A 19,118-nucleotide genomic window follows, 5' to 3' on the forward strand; every position below is an offset into this window, starting at 1 on the left:
AGACGCGGAACTTCTAGGGAACGAAACTGCTCTCGTCAAGCGATGACGAGGATTTCCGCCGAGTCGCCCGCCCGCGCCGGCGGCGCATCGACGGGACGCACGATCAGGCAATGCGAGCGCGCCAGCGTCAGCAGCATCGAACTGTCCTGAATGGTCGAGGCGAAGGCCCGCCCGTCGCGCAGTTCTGCACGCAGATAGTCGGTGCGGGGGCCGTTGGCGGGCAGGTCCTCGCCGAGGATCGCGTGGGTGGTGCGCGGATGGGGATCGGCCGCCCCGCCGAGATGCGCGATCAGCGGCCGCACGAACAGAGTCGCGGTGACGAAGGCGGAGACAGGGTTACCGGGCAGGCCGAGCACGCTGGTGCGGCCGATCCGCCCGGCCATCATCGGCTTGCCGGGCCGCAATGCGATCCGCCAGAAATCGATCGATCCGCCGGCGGCCTCGAGTGCCGGGCGGACGAGGTCGTGGTCGCCGACCGAGGCGCCGCCGGTGGTGACCAGCAGGTCAGCGTCGACTGCGGCGAAGGCGTCACGCAACGTGTCGAGGTGGTCGGGCAATATGCCGAGGTCGATCAGCTCAACCGGCAGATCGGCGAGCATCGCGGCGAGCATCGCGCGATTCGATTCGGGCAGGGCGGCGGGATCGTGCGCGCGCCCCGGTTCGACCAGTTCGTCCCCGGTCGCGCAGATCGCGACGCGGACGCGGCGATTTACCGCCAGCGTGCCGACGCCCCCGGTCGCGGCGACCGCGATCCGGGCGGGGGTAAGTCGCTCGCCGCGGGCGATCAGAGGATCGCCCTGCGTGAAGTCCAGCCCGCGCCGCCGGGTGTTGCGTCCGCGAGCCGGCGGGCCTTCGCCGGTCAGGCAAATCGCGGTGCCGTCGGCGGCAACCTCTTCCTGGATCATCACCGTGTCGGCACCGGCGGGCATCGCGGCGCCGGTGAAGATGCGCACGGTCTGGCCCGGCTCGATCCTGCCGGCAAAGGCGCGTCCGGCGGCACTCTCGCCGATCAGCGTCCAGGGGCCGGGCAGATCGGCATGGCGGATTGCATAGCCATCCATCGCCGACAGGTCGGTCGCTGGCTGCGTGCGGCGGGCGTGGATGTCGGCGGCGGCCCAGCGCCCCCGCGCGTCCGCGAGCGCGACGTCCTCCGCGGCGACCGGCCCGGCGAGCGCGAGCAGGCGGGCAAGTGCGTCGGCGATCGGCAGCAGCGTCATGCGCGCCAGTCGCCGGATTTGCCCCCGGCCTTCTCCAACAGGCGGATGCCGGTGATCGTCATGCCGCGGTCCATCGCCTTAGCCATGTCGTAGATCGTCAGCAGCGCGACCGAGACCGCGGTCAGCGCCTCCATCTCGACCCCCGTCTTGCCGTCGGTAGCGGTCAGCGCGGTGGCGGTGACGCCGGTGTCGTCGAGCACAAGGTCGAGCGTCACGCGGGTAAGGGGCAGGGGGTGGCAGAGCGGGATGAGGTCCGCGGTCTTTTTCGCCGCCATGATCCCGGCGACGCGCGCGACGGCGATCACGTCGCCCTTTTTCGCGCTGCCCTCGCGGATCGCCTGCAGCGCGTCGGCGGCGATGGCGATATGGCCGATGGCGACCGCGCGACGGCTGGTCACCGCCTTGTCGCCGACATCGACCATATGCGCGGCGCCCTCGGCATCGAGATGGGTAAGGCGGCTCATGCGGCCGGCGCGATCAGTGCCCGGGTCGCTGCCTCGATGTCCGGCTGGCGCATCAGTGCCTCGCCGATCAGGAAACAGCGGACGCCGTGCGCGGCCATCGCGTCGAGGTCGGCACGCGTCTCGAGGCCGCTTTCGGCGACGAACGTGCACCCCTTGGGCGCCTTGCCGACGAGTTCGTAGGTGCGCGCGAAATCGACGCTGAAATCGCGCAGGTCACGGTTGTTGACGCCGATCAGCCGTGAATTGAGCTTCAGCGCACGGTCGAGTTCGTGCGCGTCGTGCACCTCGACCAACACGTCCATGCCGCAATCCGTCGCCGACGCCTCGATCTCGGCCATCTGGTTGTCGTCCAGCGCGGCCACGATGATGAGGATGGCGTCGGCGCCGATCGCGCGGCTTTCGGTCGCCTGCCACGGATCGACCATGAAATCCTTGCGGATCACCGGCAGGTCGCAGGCGGCGCGCGCCGCGATCAGATAGTCGTCATGGCCCCGGAACCATTGTTCGTCGGTCAGCACTGACAGGCACGCCGCGCCGCCCGCCTGATAGGCGCGGGCATGCGTCGGCGGATCAAAATCCTCGCGGATCAGGCCCTTGGACGGGCTTGCCTGCTTGATTTCGGCGATCAGGGCGTGGCCGGGCTTCGCGTCCAGCGCGGCGCGGAAGCCGCGTGGCCGGGTGACGGCGGCGATGCGCGCGTCGAGGTCGGCGAGGCTGGTCGTCGCCTTGCGCGCGGCGACCTCGGCCCGCTTGGTTTCGATGATACGGGACAGGATGGTCATCGATAGGCAATCCAGCGATCGAGCAGTGCGGCCGCGGCACCGTCGTCGATCGCGGTGGCGGCGGCGATCGCGCCTGCGGAGAGGGAGGGGCTGTGCGCCGCGACGACCAGCGCCGCGGCGGCGTTGAGCAGGACGGCGTCGCGATAGGCGCCGCGTTCGCCGTCGAGCAGGCGGCGCAGCGCAGCGGCGTTATAAGCGGGGTCGCCGCCCCGAATCGCGGCGAGCGGGTGACGCGGCAGGCCGGCGTCGTCCGGCATGATGCGGCGCGGCAGGTCGGCGCTGCCGACGTTGACCGCGAGGCTGGGACCGGCGGTGGAGAGTTCGTCGAGCCCTTCCTCGCCGGAGATAACCGCGGCGCGTTCGGTGCCCAGCTGTTCCAGCGCCTCGGCATAGAGGCCGGCGTAATCGGGGCGTGCGATGCCGATCAGCTGGCGGGTGACGCGGGCAGGATTGGCGAGCGGACCCATCAGGTTGAAGATCGTGCGCTTGCCGATGCGGCGGCGGATCGGGGTGATCCGCTTCATCACCGGATGATGGTTGGCCGCGAAGAGGAAGGCGATGCCGAGGTCGGCGAGGCTCCCCTCCGCGGTCGCGCCGGCGACCTCCATGTCGAGGCCGATCGCCTCCAGCGTGTCCGCCGCGCCCGCCTTGGAACTGGCGGCGCGGTTGCCGTGCTTGGCGACGGGCACGCCGCAGGCCGCGACGACCAGCGCCACCGCGGTCGAGACGTTGAGCGTGTGATGGCCGTCGCCGCCGGTGCCGCAGACGTCGATCGCACCGGCGCGGGCCGCGATCGGGATCATCCGTTCGCGCAGCGCGCGCGCCGCCTCGGCGATCTCGACGCTGGTTTCGCCGCGGTCGGACAGCGCGATCAGGAAGTCGCTGATAGCCTCTTCGGACACGCGCGCGTCGAGCACGTCGGCAAAGGCCTGCGCCGCGCTGTCACGCGACAGCGGCGCCGCCGGATCGGGCAGCAGCGTGACGACGGTCACGCGTGTTCCTTCACCGGGATGCCGGCGATGCGCAGGAAATTGGCGAGCATCGCATGGCCATGCTCGGTCGCGATGCTCTCGGGATGGAACTGGACGCCGTGGATCGGCAGGCTTTCGTGACGGAAGCCCATGACATTGCCGTCCTCCGCACGCGCGTTGACCACCAGCGGGGCCGGCACGTCATTGACGATCAGGCTGTGATAGCGAGTCGCGGTGAAGGGCGAGGGCAGGCCCTCGAACAGCCCGGTGCCGTCGTGCATGACGGGCGAGGTCTTGCCGTGCATCAGCCCGCCGCGTTCGACGCGGCCGCCGAAATGGTGGCCGATCGCCTGATGCCCCAGGCACACGCCGAGCAGTGGCCGGCCGGCATCGGCGGCGGCGGCGACGAGGTCGAGGCTGACCCCCGCCTCCGTCGGCGTGCACGGGCCGGGCGAGATCAGGAACGCCTGCGCGCCCGACGAGAGCGCCTGCCCCGCGGAAATGGCATCGTTGCGCACCACCTCGACCTCGCTGCCCAGCTCCATCAGGTAGTGGACGAGGTTCCAGGTAAAGCTGTCGTAATTGTCGACGACGAGGATCATGGGGACGCCATAGCCGATGACCGCTGCGGTGCAACGCCTGTTGCGCGCTCGCAATCCTGCGGCAATGTGGCGGGGGCTAATGTGATCTTGTGTGACACCGGGAGCAACGGTGTCGGCCGCTCGTTATCCCCACGAAGGAGATGCTTACCATGATCCGCCCGTTGCTTTTCGCCGCTCTGGTCGCACTGCCCGGCCTCGCCGGTGCGCAGACCGCCCCGCCGGCCACGGAGGGCGCGTCGTCGGGAACGCCGCCGCAGCGCGTGCGGAGCGTTACCCTTGGCGCTGGCCAGAAATGTCCGCAGAGCAGCGATACGGAAATCGTCATCTGCTCGACGCTCGACCAGCCCTATCGCATCCCCAAGCAGTTCCGCGACAGCGGGCCCATCCCGGCGCAGAACCAGGCTTGGGGCAATCGCGTCGCGACGGCGGATCAGGTCGGCCGCGTCGCCGGCGGCCTGCCCGATACCTGCTCCGCGGTCGGCAGCGGCGGCCAGAGCGGCTGCGCGCTGGCGACCAACCGGCAGTGGGCGGCCGAACGGCGTGCGCAGCGCGATGCCGAGTCGACGGTTCCCTGACGGGCGTATGCTTGGTCGTGTGGTGGCCGGATGACGTATGCAGATACGGATACGCCTGATCGACTTGAGCGCTCTGCACTTATCGGATGATGGGCTTACTGTTGTCCGGCTTTCGACCGGTAGCCCTGAGGGACACGGCACGACGTAGTCGATAATCGATTGTTATGTACGCGGAGACGCGGGTGAAGCGACTGCGGCAGAGTATTGCCTTAGCCCTTACCGTTTGATGGGGAGGCCGCAGCTGCGGCAAGCGCCACATCTCTGCGTTCTCCGCGCCTCCGCGTGAACCCAATTGTCTTCTGTTTCGCGGACCGCCGCGAGGGGGCAGGCCTTACCGAAGGCGCGGCACGCGCGGCTCTGCAAGACTTCGCCGATCATTGAGGCCGCGCTTTGCCTCTTCGTCTCGCCGTTGAAAACGTCCGCAAGCATGGGTCGGGTCACGCAGTGCGCCCTCGCGCACAGGCGATCTACTGACCGAAGCCGCCGGCTGCTGCGCGGGCGACCGCGTCGCGGGCGGCGGCGAGGATGGCGCCGGCCTTCGCCTCGCATTCGCGCTGTTCGTATTCGGCGACGCTGTCGGCGACGATACCTGCGCCGGCCTGGGAATGTACAATGCCGTCCTTCACCACGGCGGTGCGCAGCACGATGCACGAATCCATCGACCCGTCCGGCGAGAAATAGCCGACGCCGCCCGCATAGGCGCCGCGCCGTTCGGGCTCCAGTTCGGCGATGATCTGGCAGGCGCGCACCTTAGGCGCGCCGCTGACCGTGCCGGCCGGGAAGCCGGCGAACAGCGCGTCGATCGCGTCGGCCGAGGGCGACAGTTCGCCGACGACGTTCGAGACGATGTGCATGACGTGGCTGTAGAGTTCGATGCCGTAGCTCGCCGTCACTCGCACCGATCCCGGCGCGGCCGAGCGGCCGACGTCGTTGCGGCCGAGGTCGAGCAGCATCAGATGCTCGGCACGCTCCTTGGGGTCCGCGAGCAGGCTGATCCGGTTCGCCTCGTCCTCGGCGGCGGTCTTGCCGCGCGGGCGGGTGCCGGCGATCGGACGGATCGTCACCTGACCGTCGCGGACGCGCACGAGGATCTCGGGACTCGACCCGATCAGCGCAAAGCCGGGCAGGTCGAGGTGATAGAGGAAGGGCGACGGGTTGATCCGTCGCAGGCTGCGGTAGAGTTCGAAGGGTGGTAATGCAAATGGCGTCGAGAAGCGCTGCGCCAGTACCACCTGAAAGATGTCGCCGGCGGCGATATAGTCCTGCGCCCGGCCGACCATCTGCGCATAATGCGCCGGGGTCACCGCGGGTGTGTAGGCGAGGTCGCGGGCCTCGCCGCGCACCGGCGCGGGCAAGGCGGTGTGCGCGAGCCGGGCGGCGGTGGCGTCGAGGCGCTCCTCCGCCGCGGCGACCAGAGCCGCCGGATTGCGCGCCGCGTCCGGCCACACCGGCGCGACCAGATAGAGGGCATCCGCCAGCCGGTCGAAGACGCAGATCACCGTCGGGCGCACGAACAGCATGTCGGGCAGGCCGAGCGGATCGGCCGCCGGCTGATCGAGCCGCTCGACCAGTCCGATCGTCTCATAGCCGAAATAGCCGACCAGACAGGCGAGCGCCCGCGGCAGGTCCGCCGGCACGTCGCCGCGGCATTCGGCCACCAGCGCGCGCAACGCCGCCAGCGTCGGCTGCCCGGCGGGTTCGAACGCGTCGCGATCGGTCGCCCAATGCCGGTTGATCTCCGCCCGGTCGCCGGAGGCGCGAAAGACGAGGTCGGGGGCCAGCCCGATCAGGCTGTGCCGCCCGCGCGTCGCGCCGCCCTCGACCGATTCGAGCAGATAGTCGCCGCGCCCCGGCTCGATCAGCTTCAGCGCGGCGGCAACCGGCGTTTCGGTGTCGGCGATCTGGCGCCGCCAGACGAACGCCGGGCGGCCGGCGGCGACCGCCGCGATCGGATCGTCCATCGCGGCGCTCACCTCAATTGCCGTTGCCGGTCAGGTCGGCGCGGACCTTGGCGACGGCGGCGGCATCGGTCTTGACGCCGACCGCATTGCGCACCGCACGGGCGAACTGCTCGGCATATTCGCGGCCGACCAGCTGCGCGATGCTGCCCCGCGCCCCGGCGATGGCGGCGGGTGTGCCGGCGGCGTTGCCGGGCACGACGGTGTCGAGCTTGACGATCAGCCAGCCGGCATTGTCCGGCGCCTCGAGCAACTTGGCATTGCCCTTCGCCATGCTGAACATCAGTGCGAGCGCCGGCTGGACGTTGCCCTGCTGCTGCGCGAGCTGGGCACGCGTCGCGCTGGCGGGCTGGACCGGCGGCAGCGCGCGACCCGATCCGGCCAGCGCCTGCGCGAGCGGGGTGCCCTTGTTCACCTTCGCCAGGATGTCGCTCGCCAGCTTGCGCGCGGCGGCGCGGGCACGATCGGCGGTGACGTCGGCTGCGACCTGCGCGCGCACCTGCGCGAGCGGGCGGGGCGCTGCGGCGACGACGCGACCGATCGCGACCACCGCGAAGCCGCCGTCGGTGCCGACCGGCACCAGCTGCGCCGGGTCGCCCTCGGCCATCTGGAACGCCGCGGCGACGACCGGCGTCACCGCCGGATCGGGCTGCGTCGTCGGCGCATCGGGGTTGATGCCATTGGCGAGCAGCGCCGGCGTGGTCTGCGCCGACAGCTTCTGGTCGGCGACCGCCTCGTCGAAGGTCGCATTCTTGGCGAGCGCATCGTCGAGCTTGTCGTGGACGTCCGACAGCGCCTGTTGCAGCTTCTGCTTCGACAGTTCGGCGACCAGCTCCGGTCGCGCCTGTTCCAGCGTCTTGCCGGCGACCTGCTCGATCGCATCGACGCGCGCGACCACCCAGCCGAGCGGCCCGCGGACCGGCCCGATCACGCCGTCGCGCTGCGCGGCGAAGGCGGCATCGGCGATCGCCGGCGTCGTCGATGCGGCATAGGCCGCTTTGGTGACGCCGGTCTGTACCGCGGGCTCCAGCCCGGCGGCGCGGGCGGCGTCGGCGATCGACGTGCCGCCCTTCACCCTGGCGGCGAGCGTGTTGGCGCCGCCCTGATCGGCGATCACCACCTGGCTGATCGTGCGCTTCTCCGCCGCGGCGAAGCGGCTCGCCTGCTGCCTGTAGGCGGCCGCGACCTCCGCGTCGGTCGGCACCGCCCGCGCCTTCACCTGATCGGGCGCAACGAGCGCGTAGCGGACGACCCGGCGTTCCGGCACGGTATAGCGCGCGATGTTGCGGCGATAGAAGGTCTGGAGATCGGCGTCGGTCGGCGCCGCACCGGTATCCACCGCGCGGGCGGGAATGAAGCCGACCTGCCCGGTGCGCTTCTCGAGCAGCAGCGAGGCATAGGGGAGCGCGACCTTCATCGGCACCTGCGTCGCGCCCTGCGTCGGCAGCATCAGCTGCTGGGCGACGATGTCGCGCGCGATATCGGTACGGATCTGCGCGTCGGTCAGCTTCTGGTCGGCGAGCAGGCGCTGGTAATTGGCTGGATCGAACTGGCCGTTGGGACCGCGCAGGCCGGGGATGCTGGCGATCACGCCATCGATCGAGCGCTTGCTGACGACCATGCCCTGATCCTGGCCGAAGCGTTCGAGCGCGAGGCCGTTGATCGTACGGTCGAGCACCGACTGCAGCCCGCCCTGTGCGAGCAACTGCTCCATCGTCGCGGTCGGCTGCTGCTGGCGCGCCGCCTGCAATTCGGTCTGGACGCGGTTGCGCAGCTCGGCGGCGGCGACCTTCTGCCCGCCGACGGTCGCGACGCTGCCGCCCGACAATGCGCTGGTGCTGCCGCCCAGGCCGGTGATGTCACCGGCGGCGAAGGCGAGCGCGATGACGCCCAGCACGATGAAGGTGACGACGATGCCGGCCTTGGAATTGATGATCCGGCGAAAGAAGCTGAGCATGAAAAGGCCGATCGTCCCTTGAACAATTGGCCTCGCTTTAGGGGGGCTGCGCCTTGCCATCAAGCACGGGCGCGGGCATTGCGTGTTTAACGTGTAAAACAGGAGGCGGGATGACGCGGCGCAAGCTCGTGGCGGGCAACTGGAAAATGAACGGGTCGCGGGCCAGCCTCGCCGAACTCGACGGCATCGCCGCGGCGGCCGCCGCCGCACCGGGCGTCGACGTCGCCGTTGCCGTACCGTCGACGCTGATCGCCCCCGCGGCCGAACGCGTGCCGGGGCTGCAGATCGGCGCCGAGGACGTGCACGAGGCGGAAAGCGGCGCGCACACCGGCTGCGTCTCGGCGGCGATGGTCGTCGAGGCGGGCGCGCGCTTCACCATCGTCGGCCATAGCGAACGCCGGATGGACCAGGGCGAGACCAGCCACGACGCCTGGGCGAAGGCGGCGGCGGCGCGCCGCGCCGGGCTCCACGTCATCTCCTGCTGCGGCGAGACCGAGGCAGAGCGCGATGCCGACCGCGCCGAGCGCGTCGTGCAGGCGCAGATCGAGAAATCCGTGCCCGACAATGCCGACGGCAGCTGGTTCACGCTCGCCTACGAACCGCGCTGGGCGATCGGCACCGGCCGCACCCCGACGCTGGAACAGATCGCGGCGATCCATGCGATCGCCCGCGCCAAGCTGCGCATGCTGATCGGCGATGCCGCCGATGGCGTCCGCATCCTCTACGGCGGATCGGTGACGGGCGAGAATGCCGCGACGATCCTCGCCTGCGAGAATGTCGACGGCGCTCTGGTCGGCGGCGCCAGCCTGACCGCGGCGAAGTTCGTCCCGATCATCGAGGCCGCGGCAGGACTGTAGGGCGGGGGTACGCGCCCCGGTCAGCGTTGCGAAAGCTGTGGTGCGCCATCATCTCGGGATGGTGATCGCGCCCACACCCTTACGCGAACGGATCGGTGCCGCCGTGCTGACCGCGGGCATCGTCGCCGCGCTCGGCTATGCGCTGCTGCTCGGGCTGGCGTTCCACGGCGCCGCGGGGCCGGCGCAGCAGGCGCTCGCCACCTTCGACCTCGCGCCCGATCCCCCGCCGCCCGAGCGGATCGTGCCGCCGCCGCGCAAGGTCAACCGGCCGAGCGGCAAGGCATCGCCGCCCAACCTCCGCTCCAAGGCGACGGAGGTCACCGCGCCGGTCCCGATCATCCAGATCGCGCCACCGCCGCCGATCGTCGTCGCGCCGCTGCCCGATATCGGGGTGCAGGCGACGTCGGGCGCGTCGGATCGCGCCGGGCCGGGCACCGGTGCGGGCGGGATCGGCGATGGCCATGGGGCGGGAGGCGACGGCGATGGCGACGGCAGCGGTCTGGAACGCGTGCCGCGGCTCATCACCGGTCGGATCAAGGGTTCGGATATCCCCGATGCGATCCTCGACATCGGCTTTCGCGGCGTTGTCGGCGTCCGCTACCGGGTCGGAACGGACGGCCGCGTCACCCAGTGCGCGGTGGTGCGATCGAGCGGCAACGCGCTGATGGACCAGGCGACCTGCGCCGCGATCGAAAAGCGCTTCCGCTACGATCCGTGGCGCGATGCCGCCGGGCGGCCGGTGCGATCGACGGTGTTGCGCGACCAGCAATGGGACATCGATCCGCCGACGATCGACGACTGAGCGCGATCACCGCGGGTAGCGCTGCCTGAGCATCGCGTAGCAGGCGCGCAGGGCGTAAGCGTCGCCGCCCTTGGGACGACCCGGTTTGGCGCCCGGCCGCCACGCGAAGACGTCCATATGCGCCCATGCCACGCCCTTCGGCACGAAGCGGCGCAGGAACAGCGCGGCGGTGATCGCGCCCGCGAATCCGCCGTCCGGCGCGTTGACCATGTCGGCGATGTCGGATTTCAGCATCTCGTCATAGGCATCCCATAGCGGCAGCCGCCACAGGGGATCGTCGAGCGCGGTGCCCGCGGCGAGCAGGTCGGCGGCGAGGCCGTCGTCGTCGGTGAACAGCGGCGGCAGGTCGGGACCGAGCGCGACCCGCGCCGCGCCGGTCAGCGTGGCGAAATCGAGGATCAGTTCGGGCTTGCCCTCGCCGGCCCTGGTGAGCGCGTCGGCGAGGATCAGCCGGCCCTCGGCATCGGTGTTGGTGTTCTCGACGGTCGGCCCCAGCCGGCTGCGCAGCACGTCGCCGGGACGGAAGGCATTGCCCGCGATCGCATTCTCGACCGCGGGGATCAGCAGGTGCAGCCGCACCGGCAGCCGCGCGGCCATGACGAGGCCGGCGAGCGCCAGCGCATGCGCCGCACCGCCCATGTCCTTCTTCATCAGCCGCATGCCCGCCGACGGCTTGATGTCGAGCCCGCCGGTGTCGAACACCACGCCCTTGCCGACGATCGCGATGCGGGGATGCGCCGGGTCGCCCCATGCGAGCTCGATCAACCGCGGCGCGCGTTCCTTGACCGCCGCCTGACCGACCGCGTGGATCAGCGGATAGCCGGTGGCGAGCGCATCGCCGCGGGTCACCGTGACGGTGGCGCCATGCTGACGGGCGAGTTGTTCCGTCGCCGCCTCGAGCTCCGCCGGGCCGAGGTCGCCGGCACCGGTGTTGACGAGGTCGCGAACCAGCGCGGTCGCCGCGGCGATGCGCAATGTCTCGTCGATCCCGGCCGCGTCGGCGGTAAGCAGGATGCGCGCGGCGGGGTCCTCCGCCTTGCGGTAGCGTTCGAACCGATATTGTCCGAGCAGCCAGCCGAGCGCGGCCGGGCCGATGTCGCCGGCGACGCGATACGTTCCGGCGGGCAACGCATCGGCGACCCTCGCCAGCGTCCACGGACCCATGGCGCCGGCGACGACCACCGCCTGGACGTCGTCGTCGGCATAGACCGCATGGCTACCCGCCTTGCCGGTGAAGCGTTGCGCGGAAAGGGCGGCGCGCACCCGCGGCGGCTGGGTGCCGAGCCAGGCGTCATAGCCATCGGCTGCGACGAGGTGGATCGGATGCGCAGGCTGGCCGCGGTCGGGCTGGAGCAGGATGTCGGGCATGTCAGTTCGCCGGGCTCACGAGGAATTGTTCGTAGCGCTGCCGGCCGTCGGGCTCGGCGAAGGTGCCGATCGACAGCTTCCGCGGCTTCACGAACGAGACCTTGTCCCAGGGACGGTGGCGATCTGTGCCGGCGGCGGATAGCGCGTCGGCGACGACCTTGTCCGCCGCCCGCGATCCGGTGGGCGGCAACGTCTGCGACCTGGCGATGGGAGGGGCGGGGGAGAGCGCCAGCGCGACAGCGAACGACCGGAGAGACATCGGCCATAGCTGCCACATCGGACTTGCGGGATGATAGCGAAATCGTCGTCAGCGTGCGGGCCATTGCCACGACGGCCCTGACCGGTGCTGCGAACGGGTTTCGCCCATGTCCTTTTCCAGCGCCACGTCGCCGATATCCCCGCTGTCCCGCAACGCATCGAGCAGCGTATCGCTGTGCGAGACGACGAGGATCTGGCAGGTTCGCGCGCTGGCGATCAGCAGGCGGGCAAGCGCTGGCAGCAGCGAGGGGTGGAGATTCGCCTCCGGTTCGTTGAGGACCATCAGTTCGGGCGGACGCGGCGACAGCAGCGCCGCGACCAGCAGCACGTAGCGCAGCGTGCCGTCGGACAATTCGCTAGCGGTGAGGGGACGCAGCATGCCGGGCTGGCGCAGTCCGAAGGTCGGGCGCCCGTGCTCTTCCCCGACGAAGGCGATGGTGGACCCCCCGAACGCGTCGTCGATCGCTTCCGCCAGCGCATCGGCGTTGCCGAACGCTTCGATCGTCGCGATCGCGGCGACGAGGTCCGACCCGTCGCCCGCCATGACCGGCGTGTAGGTCACGACCTGCGGCCGCCGCACGGGGGCGTCCTGATCGGTGCGCAGATTGTCGTAGAAACGCCAGTTGCGCATGCGTTCCCGCATCAGCAGCAATTCCAGACCATCGACGGGATCGGCAGCATGGGTGACCATCGATTCGAACCCCGACAGGTCGATCGGCGTGCGCTGCCATTCGCCGCTCGCGGCGGCGCGCAGCCGGACCACGGAGCCCCGGCGTTCGGCATAGACGTTGCTGCGGCCGAGCCGTTCGCCGGTCCACATCGCCTCGACCTTGATTTCCGGGTCGCCGGCGAAGCCCGTGCCGGGGATCGGCGGGCCGATATCGATCGCGTAGCCGAAATCCGGCCCCGAAAAGCCGAGCCTGAGGCTGACGGGGCCGGTCCGGACTGTCCCCTGTACCGGCACGCGGCCGGCGCGCATGTCGCGGCTGATCGTTTCCGGGCCTGCCCACAGCACCGATGACAGGCCGCCGTCACGGGCAAGCGAGGCGATCAGCCGCCCCTGCGCGATATCTGCGAGCAGGCGCAACGAACGGTAGAGGCTCGACTTGCCGGACCCGTTCGGCCCCGTGACGATCGTCAGCGGCGACAGGCCCAGCGTCAGGTCGCGGATCGAGCGATAGCCGGCGATCGCCAGCCGCGTCATCATTCCCCGTCCCCCCGCAACCCGGCCGCCACCCTGACGCCATGGCGACCGGACGTAAAGTGTGGGCCGGCGACGTACTAGACCGGCACGCCGTACAGATCGTGCTCGTCGGCGTCCTCGATTGCGACCGGAACGATGTCGCCGACCGAGAGGTGGGCGGCGTCGCGGAGGAAGACCTGGCCGTCGATCTCGGGCGCGTCGGCCTGGCTGCGGCCGGTGGCGCCTTCCTCACCGACCTCGTCGATGATGACGGGCAAAGTGCGGCCGACCTTGGCGGCGAGCTTGGCGGCGCTGATCGCGGCGGTCTTGGCCATGATCCGCTGGTAGCGTTCTTCCTTCAGTTCCTCGGGCACATGGTCGGGCAGGTCGTTCGCCGCCGCGCCCTCGACGGGCTCGAAGCGGAACGCGCCGACGCGGTCGAGCTGCGCCTCGTCGAGCCAGTCGAGCAGATACTGGAAGTCCGCCTCCGTCTCGCCGGGAAAGCCGACGACGAAGGTCGAGCGGATCGCGATGTCGGGGCAGATGTCGCGCCACTGGTGGATGCGTTGCAGTACCTTGGCGTCGTTGCCCGGACGCTTCATCCGCTTGAGCACCGACGGCGCGGCATGCTGGAACGGGATGTCGAGATAGGGGAGGACCAGCCCCTCGGCCATCAGCGGGATGACCTGGTCGACATGGGGGTAGGGGTAGACGTAGTGGAGCCGGACCCATGGCGCGATCTTGCCGAGTTCGCGGGCGAGGTCGGTCATGTGCGGCACGACCTCCTGCCCCTTCCACATCCGCGGTTCCTTGCGGATGTCGATGCCATAGGCGCTGGTGTCCTGGCTGATGACCAGCAGTTCGCGGGTGCCCGCGGCGACCAGCTTTTCCGCCTCGCGCAGGATCGCGTCGGGGCGACGGCTGACGAGGTCGCCGCGCAGCGACGGGATGATGCAGAAGGAGCAGCGATGGTTGCAGCCCTCCGAGATCTTGAGATAGCTGTAATGCCGCGGCGTCAGTTTGAGGCCGGCGTCCGGGATCAGGTCGATATAGGGCGACAGGTTCGCCGGCGCGGCCTCGTGCACCGCCTCGACCACCTGTTCGTACTGATGCGCGCCGGTGACCGCGAGCACCTGCGGGAAGCGGGCGCGGATCACCTCCGCCTCCTTGCCCATGCAGCCCGTCACGATGACGCGGCCGTTCTCCGCGATCGCCTCGCCGATCGCCTCGAGGCTTTCCTCCTTGGCGGAATCGAGGAAGCCGCAGGTGTTGACCAGCACGACGTCGGCGCCGGCATAGTCGGCGGACATCTGATAGCCGTCGGCGCGCAGCTGGGTGAGGATGCGTTCGCTGTCGACCAGATTCTTGGGACAGCCGAGCGAAACCATGCCGACGCGCGGCGGGGAGGGGAGTCGAGTTGCCATGAGAGCGGCTCACATAGTCGTTTTCGCATGGTTTCGCCAGATGGTCCCGCTAGAGCACGCGGCAGGGAGTGCGCGACTATGCTGGCAGTGGGTCTGATGTCCGGAACGTCGCTCGACGGGATCGATGCGGCGCTGATCGAGACGGATGGCGAGGGGCAGGTCCGGCCCATCGCATTCCGCGGCGAGCCGTTCTCGGACGCGGCACGGGCGCAGCTGGAGGCGGCGACGGCGCTGGCGCTGACCTTCGACCGGCCGCGGGCGAGCCCGGATCTGGTCGCGGCGGGCGAGCTGATCGACCGGACGCATGCCTTTGCCGTCCACAAGCTGCTGCGCGAGGCGGGGGTCGAGGCGGCGGCGATCGATGCGATCGGCTATCATGGCCAGACGGTCGCGCACCGGCCCGACCGCGGCTGGACGTGGCAGATCGGCGATGGCGCGGTGCTGGCGCGGGCGACGGGCGCGACGGTGGTGAGCGATTTCCGCAGTGCCGACGTCGCCGCGGGCGGACAGGGCGCGCCGCTGCTGCCGGTCTATCACGCCGCGCTGGTTGCCGGGCTCGATCTGCCGGTGGCGGTGCTCAATCTGGGCGGCGTGGCGAACATCACCTTCGTCGGCCGCGACGGGGCGCTGGTGGCGTTCGACACCGGGCCGGCGAACGGGCTGATCGACAGCTGGGTCGCGGCGGAGACGGGCGCACGCTTCGACGACGGCGGCGCGCTGGCGGCGGCGGGCCGGGTCGACGAGGCGGTGCTGACCGGCATGCTCGACCATGGCTTCTTCGAACTGGCGCCGCCCAAGAGCCTCGACCGCAACGATTTCACCATGCAGCCGGCGCGGGGCCTGTCGGCCGCGGACGGCGCCGCGACGCTGACCGCCTTCACGGCGGCGAGCGTCAACGAGGCGATCGACCGGCTGCCCGAACGGCCGCGGCGGCTGATCGTCGCGGGCGGCGGGCGCCACAATCCGACAATGCTGCGGATGATCGCCGAGCGTAGCGGCCTGACGCCGGAACCGAGCGATGCGCTCGGCTGGAACGGCGATGCGATGGAGGCGGAGGGCTTCGCCTATATGGCGGTGCGGACGCTGAAAGGGCTGCCGATCAGCTTTCCCGGGACCACCGGCGTCGGCGCGCCGCTGGCCGGCGGGGTGGTCCACCGGCCGGCCTGAGGCTGCGACATGGACGACATGAACATCTTGACGGAAACGATCCGTTCCCATCGCCTAGGCTCCTAAACGAAGAGATAGAGCGGCAATGGTCGTACCCTGTCTGAGCGAATAGCCAAGGATAGGAAAGGGGCGACCGATCCACTTCCGATCAGGGAGTCACAGCGGGTGTCGGCCAACGGCCGATCCCCGGCTCGCGTCACCAGAAGAATTGCGACATTGGCCCGATCGTCCCGCCGAATGACGGCGCGATCAGTGCCGGCGGACGCTCACCGGAATGGGGCAGCCCTCGATCTCGCGGACGACGGTGTAGATCGGCGTGGCGGGCGGCATGTCGCCGAGCTTGCGGGCCGCCGGGGGTGGGAGGTCGCCGACGCGGCGGGCACCGGGCAGCACGCAGTCGGGCTTGCCCTTGTGGATGACCGGCGTGTTCGATGGAGGGATCGCACCGGGCTCTGCCAGCGCAGCGGCAGGCAGCAGGACGGCGAGGAGCGGCAGGCGGCGCATGGTATGTCTCCCGAGGGGGATTTATTATCCCATCGCGCCCGCCGACGCCAGGGCCGATCGCCATTCACCCCTCACGGCCTGCAAACGGCGGTTTCGGCACGTCATCATCTGAATGGCGATCGGCCCTACCGCTTCCGCGTCAGTTCGCGCATGGCGTCGTCGAGTCCGGCGAGCGTCAGCGGGTACATGCGGTCGGACATCAGCTCACGGAGGATGCGGGTCGACTGGCTGTAGCCCCATTGCCCGTCCGGCACCGGATTGAGCCACACCGCGGCGGGATAGGTGTTGGTCAGGCGCTGCATCCACACCGCGCCCGCCTCCTCGTTGAAATGTTCGACCGAGCCACCGGGATGGGTGATCTCATAGGGGCTCATCGCGGCATCGCCGACGAAGACCAGCTTATAGTCGTGGCCGTATTTGTGCAGCACGTCCCACAATGGCGTCCGCTCGGCGAAGCGGCGGCTGTTGTCCTTCCACACGCCCTCATAGGGGCAATTGTGGAAGTAGAAGAATTCGAGGTTCTTGAACTCCGCGGTCGCGGCGCTGAACAATTCCTCGCAGAGCCGGACCCACGGGTCCATCGACCCGCCGACGTCGAGGAACAGCAGCAGCTTGACCGCATTGCGCCGTTCGGGCCGCATGCGGATGTCGAGCCAGCCGGCGCGTGCGGTGCCGTCGATCGTGCCGTCGATGTCGAGTTCGTCCGCCGCCCCTTCGCGCGCGAAGCGGCGCAGGCGACGCAGCGCGACCTTGATGTTGCGGGTGCCGAGTTCGCGGGTCGAATCGAGGTTCTTGAATTCGCGCTGGTCCCAGACCTTGAGCGCGCGGCCGTGCTTGCCCTCGCCGCCGATCCGTACCCCTTCGGGATTGTAGCCCGCATTGCCGAACGGGCTGGTGCCGCCGGTGCCGATCCATTTGTTGCCGCCCTGGTGGCGCCCCTCCTGCTCGGCGAGTCGCTGCTTCAGCGTCTCCATGATCTCGTCCCACGAGCCGAGCGACTTGATCTGCTCCATCTCCTCGGGCGTCAGGAATTTCTCGGCGACCGCCTGCAGCCAGTCGGCGGGAATGTCCTCCGCCTGCGTGCCATAGGTGGTGGCGATGCCGCGAAAGACCTTGGCGAAGACCTGGTCGAAGCGGTCGAGCAGCCCCTCGTCCTTCACATAGGTCGCGCGGGCGAGATAGTAGAAGGCCTCCGGCCTGCGATCGATCACCTCGGCATCGAGCGCTTCCAGCAGGATCAGATGTTCCTTGAGGCTCGCCGGGATGCCGGCGGCGCGAAGCTCGTCGAGGAAGTTGAGGAACATCCCGGCATCCTAGCCGCGCCGGGCGGCGTGTCCAGCGCGTGACGACCGGATGATCGGTCCGTCCGGTGGCGTATATCCTAGCGCCCGGCGTCCGGGACGTAGGCGTCGATCAGCGCGCCGACGTAATCGGGATTGCGGCTGGTCAGCTGCGCCGAGGGGCGGCCGCCGTAGATGAAGCCTTCCACCGGATAGACGCTGCCGCCGAGGCCGTCGGCATCGCGATACCAGACCTTCACCTCGCTCCAGTCGTTGCGGTCGGAGACGTCGTAGAGCGTCACATCCTGTTCGGCATGGCCGCGTTCGCCGTTCTGGCGCGACCAGTTGGCGTGGGTCAGCATCAGCACGCGCTTCTCGACCACCCGGCTGACCACGGCGACATGGCCGAGCGGCAGGCGGCCGGTCTTCGAAAAGACGATGACCGATCCGATCCGCGGCGCGTGGCCACGATCGTAGCGGCCCTTCGCCTGTCCCCACCAGGTCCAGGCGTCGCCATAGATCCGGATGCCCGAGGCTTCGCGCGCGAAGGGGACGCACTGGCCGACGTAATCGAGCAGGCCGGCAGAGGCGCCGAGCGGAGCGGCAATCAGCGTTGCCGCCAATGTTGCCGCGGCCACACTGCCGCATCTGGGAAGAAAACCCCGCATGACTATGGGTTACCGCCGCAGCGATGACCACAGCATTGGCAGTTACGGTTAACGAGCCGTAAAACCGGCAATTATTTGCCGGTCGTTGCAGAGCCGAAACGGCTCGTCGTGGGATCGGTGGTATCGTGCGCGCGAAGCCGAATTGCTTCGCGTCGCGCGCAGTGATGGAGGGGGCGTGACGGGCCGGGTGTCAGCGCCCTTGTCGTTTTGCCATGAAGGCGAGGCGTTCGAACAGCATGATGTCCTGTTCGTTCTTGAGCAGCGCGCCGTGGAGCGGCGGGATCGCCTTGGTCGGGTCGCGGTTCTGCAGCACGTCGAGCGGCATGTCCTCGTGCAGCAGCAGCTTCAGCCAGTCGAGCAGCTCGCTGGTGCTCGGCTTCTTCTTGAGGCCGGGGACGTCGCGGACGTCGTAGAAGATGTCCATCGCCTTGCCGACGAGGATCTTCTGGATGCCGGGGAAGTGGACGTCGATGATCGCCTGCATCGTGTCGCGATCGGGGAACTTGATATAGTGGAAGAAGCAGCGCCGCAGGAAGGCGTCGGGCAGTTCCTTCTCGTTGTTGCTGGTGATGACCACGATCGGGCGTTCGACCGCGCGCACCGTCTCCTTCGTCTCGTAGACGTGGAATTCCATGCGATCGAGTTCCTGCAACAGGTCGTTGGGGAATTCGATGTCCGCCTTGTCGATCTCGTCGATCAGCAGCACGGGCGGCGTCGGGCGGGTGAACGCCTCCCACAATTTGCCGCGGCGGATGTAATTGGCGATGTCGTGGACGCGCGCGTCGCCCAACTGGCCGTCACGCAGGCGGGCGACGGCGTCATATTCGTACAGGCCCTGCTGCGCCTTGGTCGTCGACTTGACGTTCCATTCGATCAGCTCGGCACCGGTCGCCTTGGCGATCTCATAGGCCAGCACGGTCTTGCCGGTGCCGGGTTCGCCCTTGACCAGCAACGGCCGGCGGAGCGTCACCGCGGCGTTGACCGCGACCTTCAGGTCGTCGGTGGCGACATAGTCTTGCGTGCCTTCGAAGCGTTTCATGACCGTTCCCGTCAATCGAATGTCGGGTACGTCGTTGGCGGA

Annotated in this window: 19 protein-coding genes; 4 read left to right on the forward strand and 15 right to left on the reverse strand. The window is 69.5% G+C overall.

Annotated elements, in window-relative coordinates:
* Nucleotides 1–35 precede the first annotated feature (35 nt).
* The 5 genes from AC1RTO_RS05160 to AC1RTO_RS05180 are packed head-to-tail and all read right to left on the reverse strand — an operon-like array spanning nucleotide 36 to nucleotide 4,036.
* Complete coding sequence (locus tag AC1RTO_RS05160) at nucleotides 36–1,217, reverse strand: molybdopterin molybdotransferase MoeA (protein WP_493159799.1); 1,182 nt, start codon at nucleotides 1,215–1,217, stop codon at nucleotides 36–38.
* Nucleotides 1,214–1,681, reverse strand: coding sequence for a cyclic pyranopterin monophosphate synthase MoaC (gene moaC, locus AC1RTO_RS05165; RefSeq protein WP_493159800.1), 468 nt, complete (start codon nucleotides 1,679–1,681; stop codon nucleotides 1,214–1,216). Before moaC ends, AC1RTO_RS05160 begins: the two co-directional genes overlap by 4 nt.
* Nucleotides 1,678–2,463, reverse strand: a complete 786-nt coding sequence (gene trpC, locus AC1RTO_RS05170) for an indole-3-glycerol phosphate synthase TrpC (protein ID WP_493159801.1) — start codon at nucleotides 2,461–2,463, stop codon at nucleotides 1,678–1,680. Before trpC ends, moaC begins: the two co-directional genes overlap by 4 nt.
* Nucleotides 2,460–3,455, reverse strand: coding sequence for an anthranilate phosphoribosyltransferase (gene trpD / locus AC1RTO_RS05175; protein ID WP_493159802.1), 996 nt, complete (start codon nucleotides 3,453–3,455; stop codon nucleotides 2,460–2,462). Before trpD ends, trpC begins: the two co-directional genes overlap by 4 nt.
* The gene (locus AC1RTO_RS05180) at nucleotides 3,452–4,036 is read right to left on the reverse strand and encodes an anthranilate synthase component II (RefSeq protein ID WP_493159803.1); all 585 of its coding nucleotides are present in this window, start codon (nucleotides 4,034–4,036) and stop codon (nucleotides 3,452–3,454) included. Before AC1RTO_RS05180 ends, trpD begins: the two co-directional genes overlap by 4 nt.
* Nucleotides 4,037–4,185: 149 nt before the next feature.
* On the opposite strand from AC1RTO_RS05180, the gene AC1RTO_RS05185 reads away from it, so the two are divergent.
* On the forward strand, nucleotides 4,186–4,611 hold the full coding sequence (locus AC1RTO_RS05185) for a hypothetical protein (RefSeq protein WP_493159804.1): 426 nt from the start codon (nucleotides 4,186–4,188) through the stop codon (nucleotides 4,609–4,611).
* A 467-nt stretch (nucleotides 4,612–5,078) separates the two neighbouring features.
* On the opposite strand, the gene AC1RTO_RS05190 is transcribed toward AC1RTO_RS05185, so the two are convergent.
* Both AC1RTO_RS05190 and AC1RTO_RS05195 read right to left on the reverse strand, forming a co-directional pair.
* The gene (locus tag AC1RTO_RS05190; RefSeq protein WP_493159805.1) at nucleotides 5,079–6,572 is read right to left on the reverse strand and encodes an anthranilate synthase component I family protein; all 1,494 of its coding nucleotides are present in this window, start codon (nucleotides 6,570–6,572) and stop codon (nucleotides 5,079–5,081) included.
* 13 nt (nucleotides 6,573–6,585) lie between these two features.
* Entirely contained in the window at nucleotides 6,586–8,526 is a 1,941-nt protein-coding gene (locus AC1RTO_RS05195) for a peptidylprolyl isomerase (RefSeq protein ID WP_493159806.1), read from the reverse strand.
* 110 nt (nucleotides 8,527–8,636) lie between these two features.
* Here AC1RTO_RS05195 and tpiA point away from each other — a divergent pair, with 110 nt between their 5' ends.
* Together tpiA and AC1RTO_RS05205 are read left to right on the forward strand one after the other, a co-directional pair.
* The gene (gene tpiA, locus AC1RTO_RS05200) at nucleotides 8,637–9,383 is read left to right on the forward strand and encodes a triose-phosphate isomerase (protein ID WP_293877247.1); all 747 of its coding nucleotides are present in this window, start codon (nucleotides 8,637–8,639) and stop codon (nucleotides 9,381–9,383) included.
* Nucleotides 9,384–9,441: 58 nt separating this feature from the next.
* Complete coding sequence (locus AC1RTO_RS05205) at nucleotides 9,442–10,185, forward strand: energy transducer TonB (RefSeq protein ID WP_493159807.1); 744 nt, start codon at nucleotides 9,442–9,444, stop codon at nucleotides 10,183–10,185.
* Nucleotides 10,186–10,191: 6 nt separating this feature from the next.
* Here AC1RTO_RS05205 and AC1RTO_RS05210 read toward each other — a convergent pair whose 3' ends face one another.
* The 4 genes from AC1RTO_RS05210 to rimO all read right to left on the reverse strand — a co-directional run bounded on the left by AC1RTO_RS05210 (nucleotide 10,192) and on the right by rimO (nucleotide 14,418).
* A complete protein-coding gene (locus AC1RTO_RS05210) occupies nucleotides 10,192–11,553 on the reverse strand; it encodes a leucyl aminopeptidase family protein (RefSeq protein ID WP_493159808.1) in 1,362 nt (453 codons plus the stop codon).
* A gap of 1 nt (nucleotide 11,554) precedes the next feature.
* Entirely contained in the window at nucleotides 11,555–11,812 is a 258-nt protein-coding gene (locus tag AC1RTO_RS05215; protein WP_493159809.1) for a hypothetical protein, read from the reverse strand.
* A gap of 48 nt (nucleotides 11,813–11,860) precedes the next feature.
* Nucleotides 11,861–13,018: an AAA family ATPase gene (locus AC1RTO_RS05220; RefSeq protein ID WP_493159810.1), complete on the reverse strand. Its 1,158-nt coding sequence runs from the start codon at nucleotides 13,016–13,018 to the stop codon at nucleotides 11,861–11,863.
* 74 nt (nucleotides 13,019–13,092) lie between these two features.
* Nucleotides 13,093–14,418 carry a 30S ribosomal protein S12 methylthiotransferase RimO gene (gene rimO, locus AC1RTO_RS05225; RefSeq protein WP_493159811.1) on the reverse strand — a complete coding sequence of 442 codons (1,326 nt, stop codon included), beginning with the start codon at nucleotides 14,416–14,418 and terminating at the stop codon, nucleotides 13,093–13,095.
* 78 nt (nucleotides 14,419–14,496) lie between these two features.
* Between rimO and AC1RTO_RS05230 the strand changes: the two genes are divergently transcribed.
* Nucleotides 14,497–15,585: an anhydro-N-acetylmuramic acid kinase gene (locus tag AC1RTO_RS05230; protein WP_493159812.1), complete on the forward strand. Its 1,089-nt coding sequence runs from the start codon at nucleotides 14,497–14,499 to the stop codon at nucleotides 15,583–15,585.
* A 249-nt stretch (nucleotides 15,586–15,834) separates the two neighbouring features.
* Here AC1RTO_RS05230 and AC1RTO_RS05235 read toward each other — a convergent pair whose 3' ends face one another.
* The 4 genes from AC1RTO_RS05235 to AC1RTO_RS05250 all read right to left on the reverse strand — a co-directional run bounded on the left by AC1RTO_RS05235 (nucleotide 15,835) and on the right by AC1RTO_RS05250 (nucleotide 19,076).
* On the reverse strand, nucleotides 15,835–16,089 hold the full coding sequence (locus AC1RTO_RS05235; RefSeq protein WP_493159813.1) for a hypothetical protein: 255 nt from the start codon (nucleotides 16,087–16,089) through the stop codon (nucleotides 15,835–15,837).
* Nucleotides 16,090–16,214: 125 nt separating this feature from the next.
* Nucleotides 16,215–17,393 (reverse strand): vWA domain-containing protein, encoded by a 1,179-nt coding sequence (locus tag AC1RTO_RS05240; RefSeq protein ID WP_493159814.1) that lies wholly within the window; start codon nucleotides 17,391–17,393, stop codon nucleotides 16,215–16,217.
* 77 nt (nucleotides 17,394–17,470) lie between these two features.
* A complete protein-coding gene (locus tag AC1RTO_RS05245; protein WP_493159815.1) occupies nucleotides 17,471–18,037 on the reverse strand; it encodes a CHAP domain-containing protein in 567 nt (188 codons plus the stop codon).
* 190 nt (nucleotides 18,038–18,227) lie between these two features.
* On the reverse strand, nucleotides 18,228–19,076 hold the full coding sequence (locus tag AC1RTO_RS05250) for an AAA family ATPase (RefSeq protein ID WP_493159816.1): 849 nt from the start codon (nucleotides 19,074–19,076) through the stop codon (nucleotides 18,228–18,230).
* Nucleotides 19,077–19,118: the final 42 nt, after the last annotated feature.

The sequence above is a fragment of the Sphingomonas sp. GW821-FHT10F09 genome (assembly GCF_058809195.1).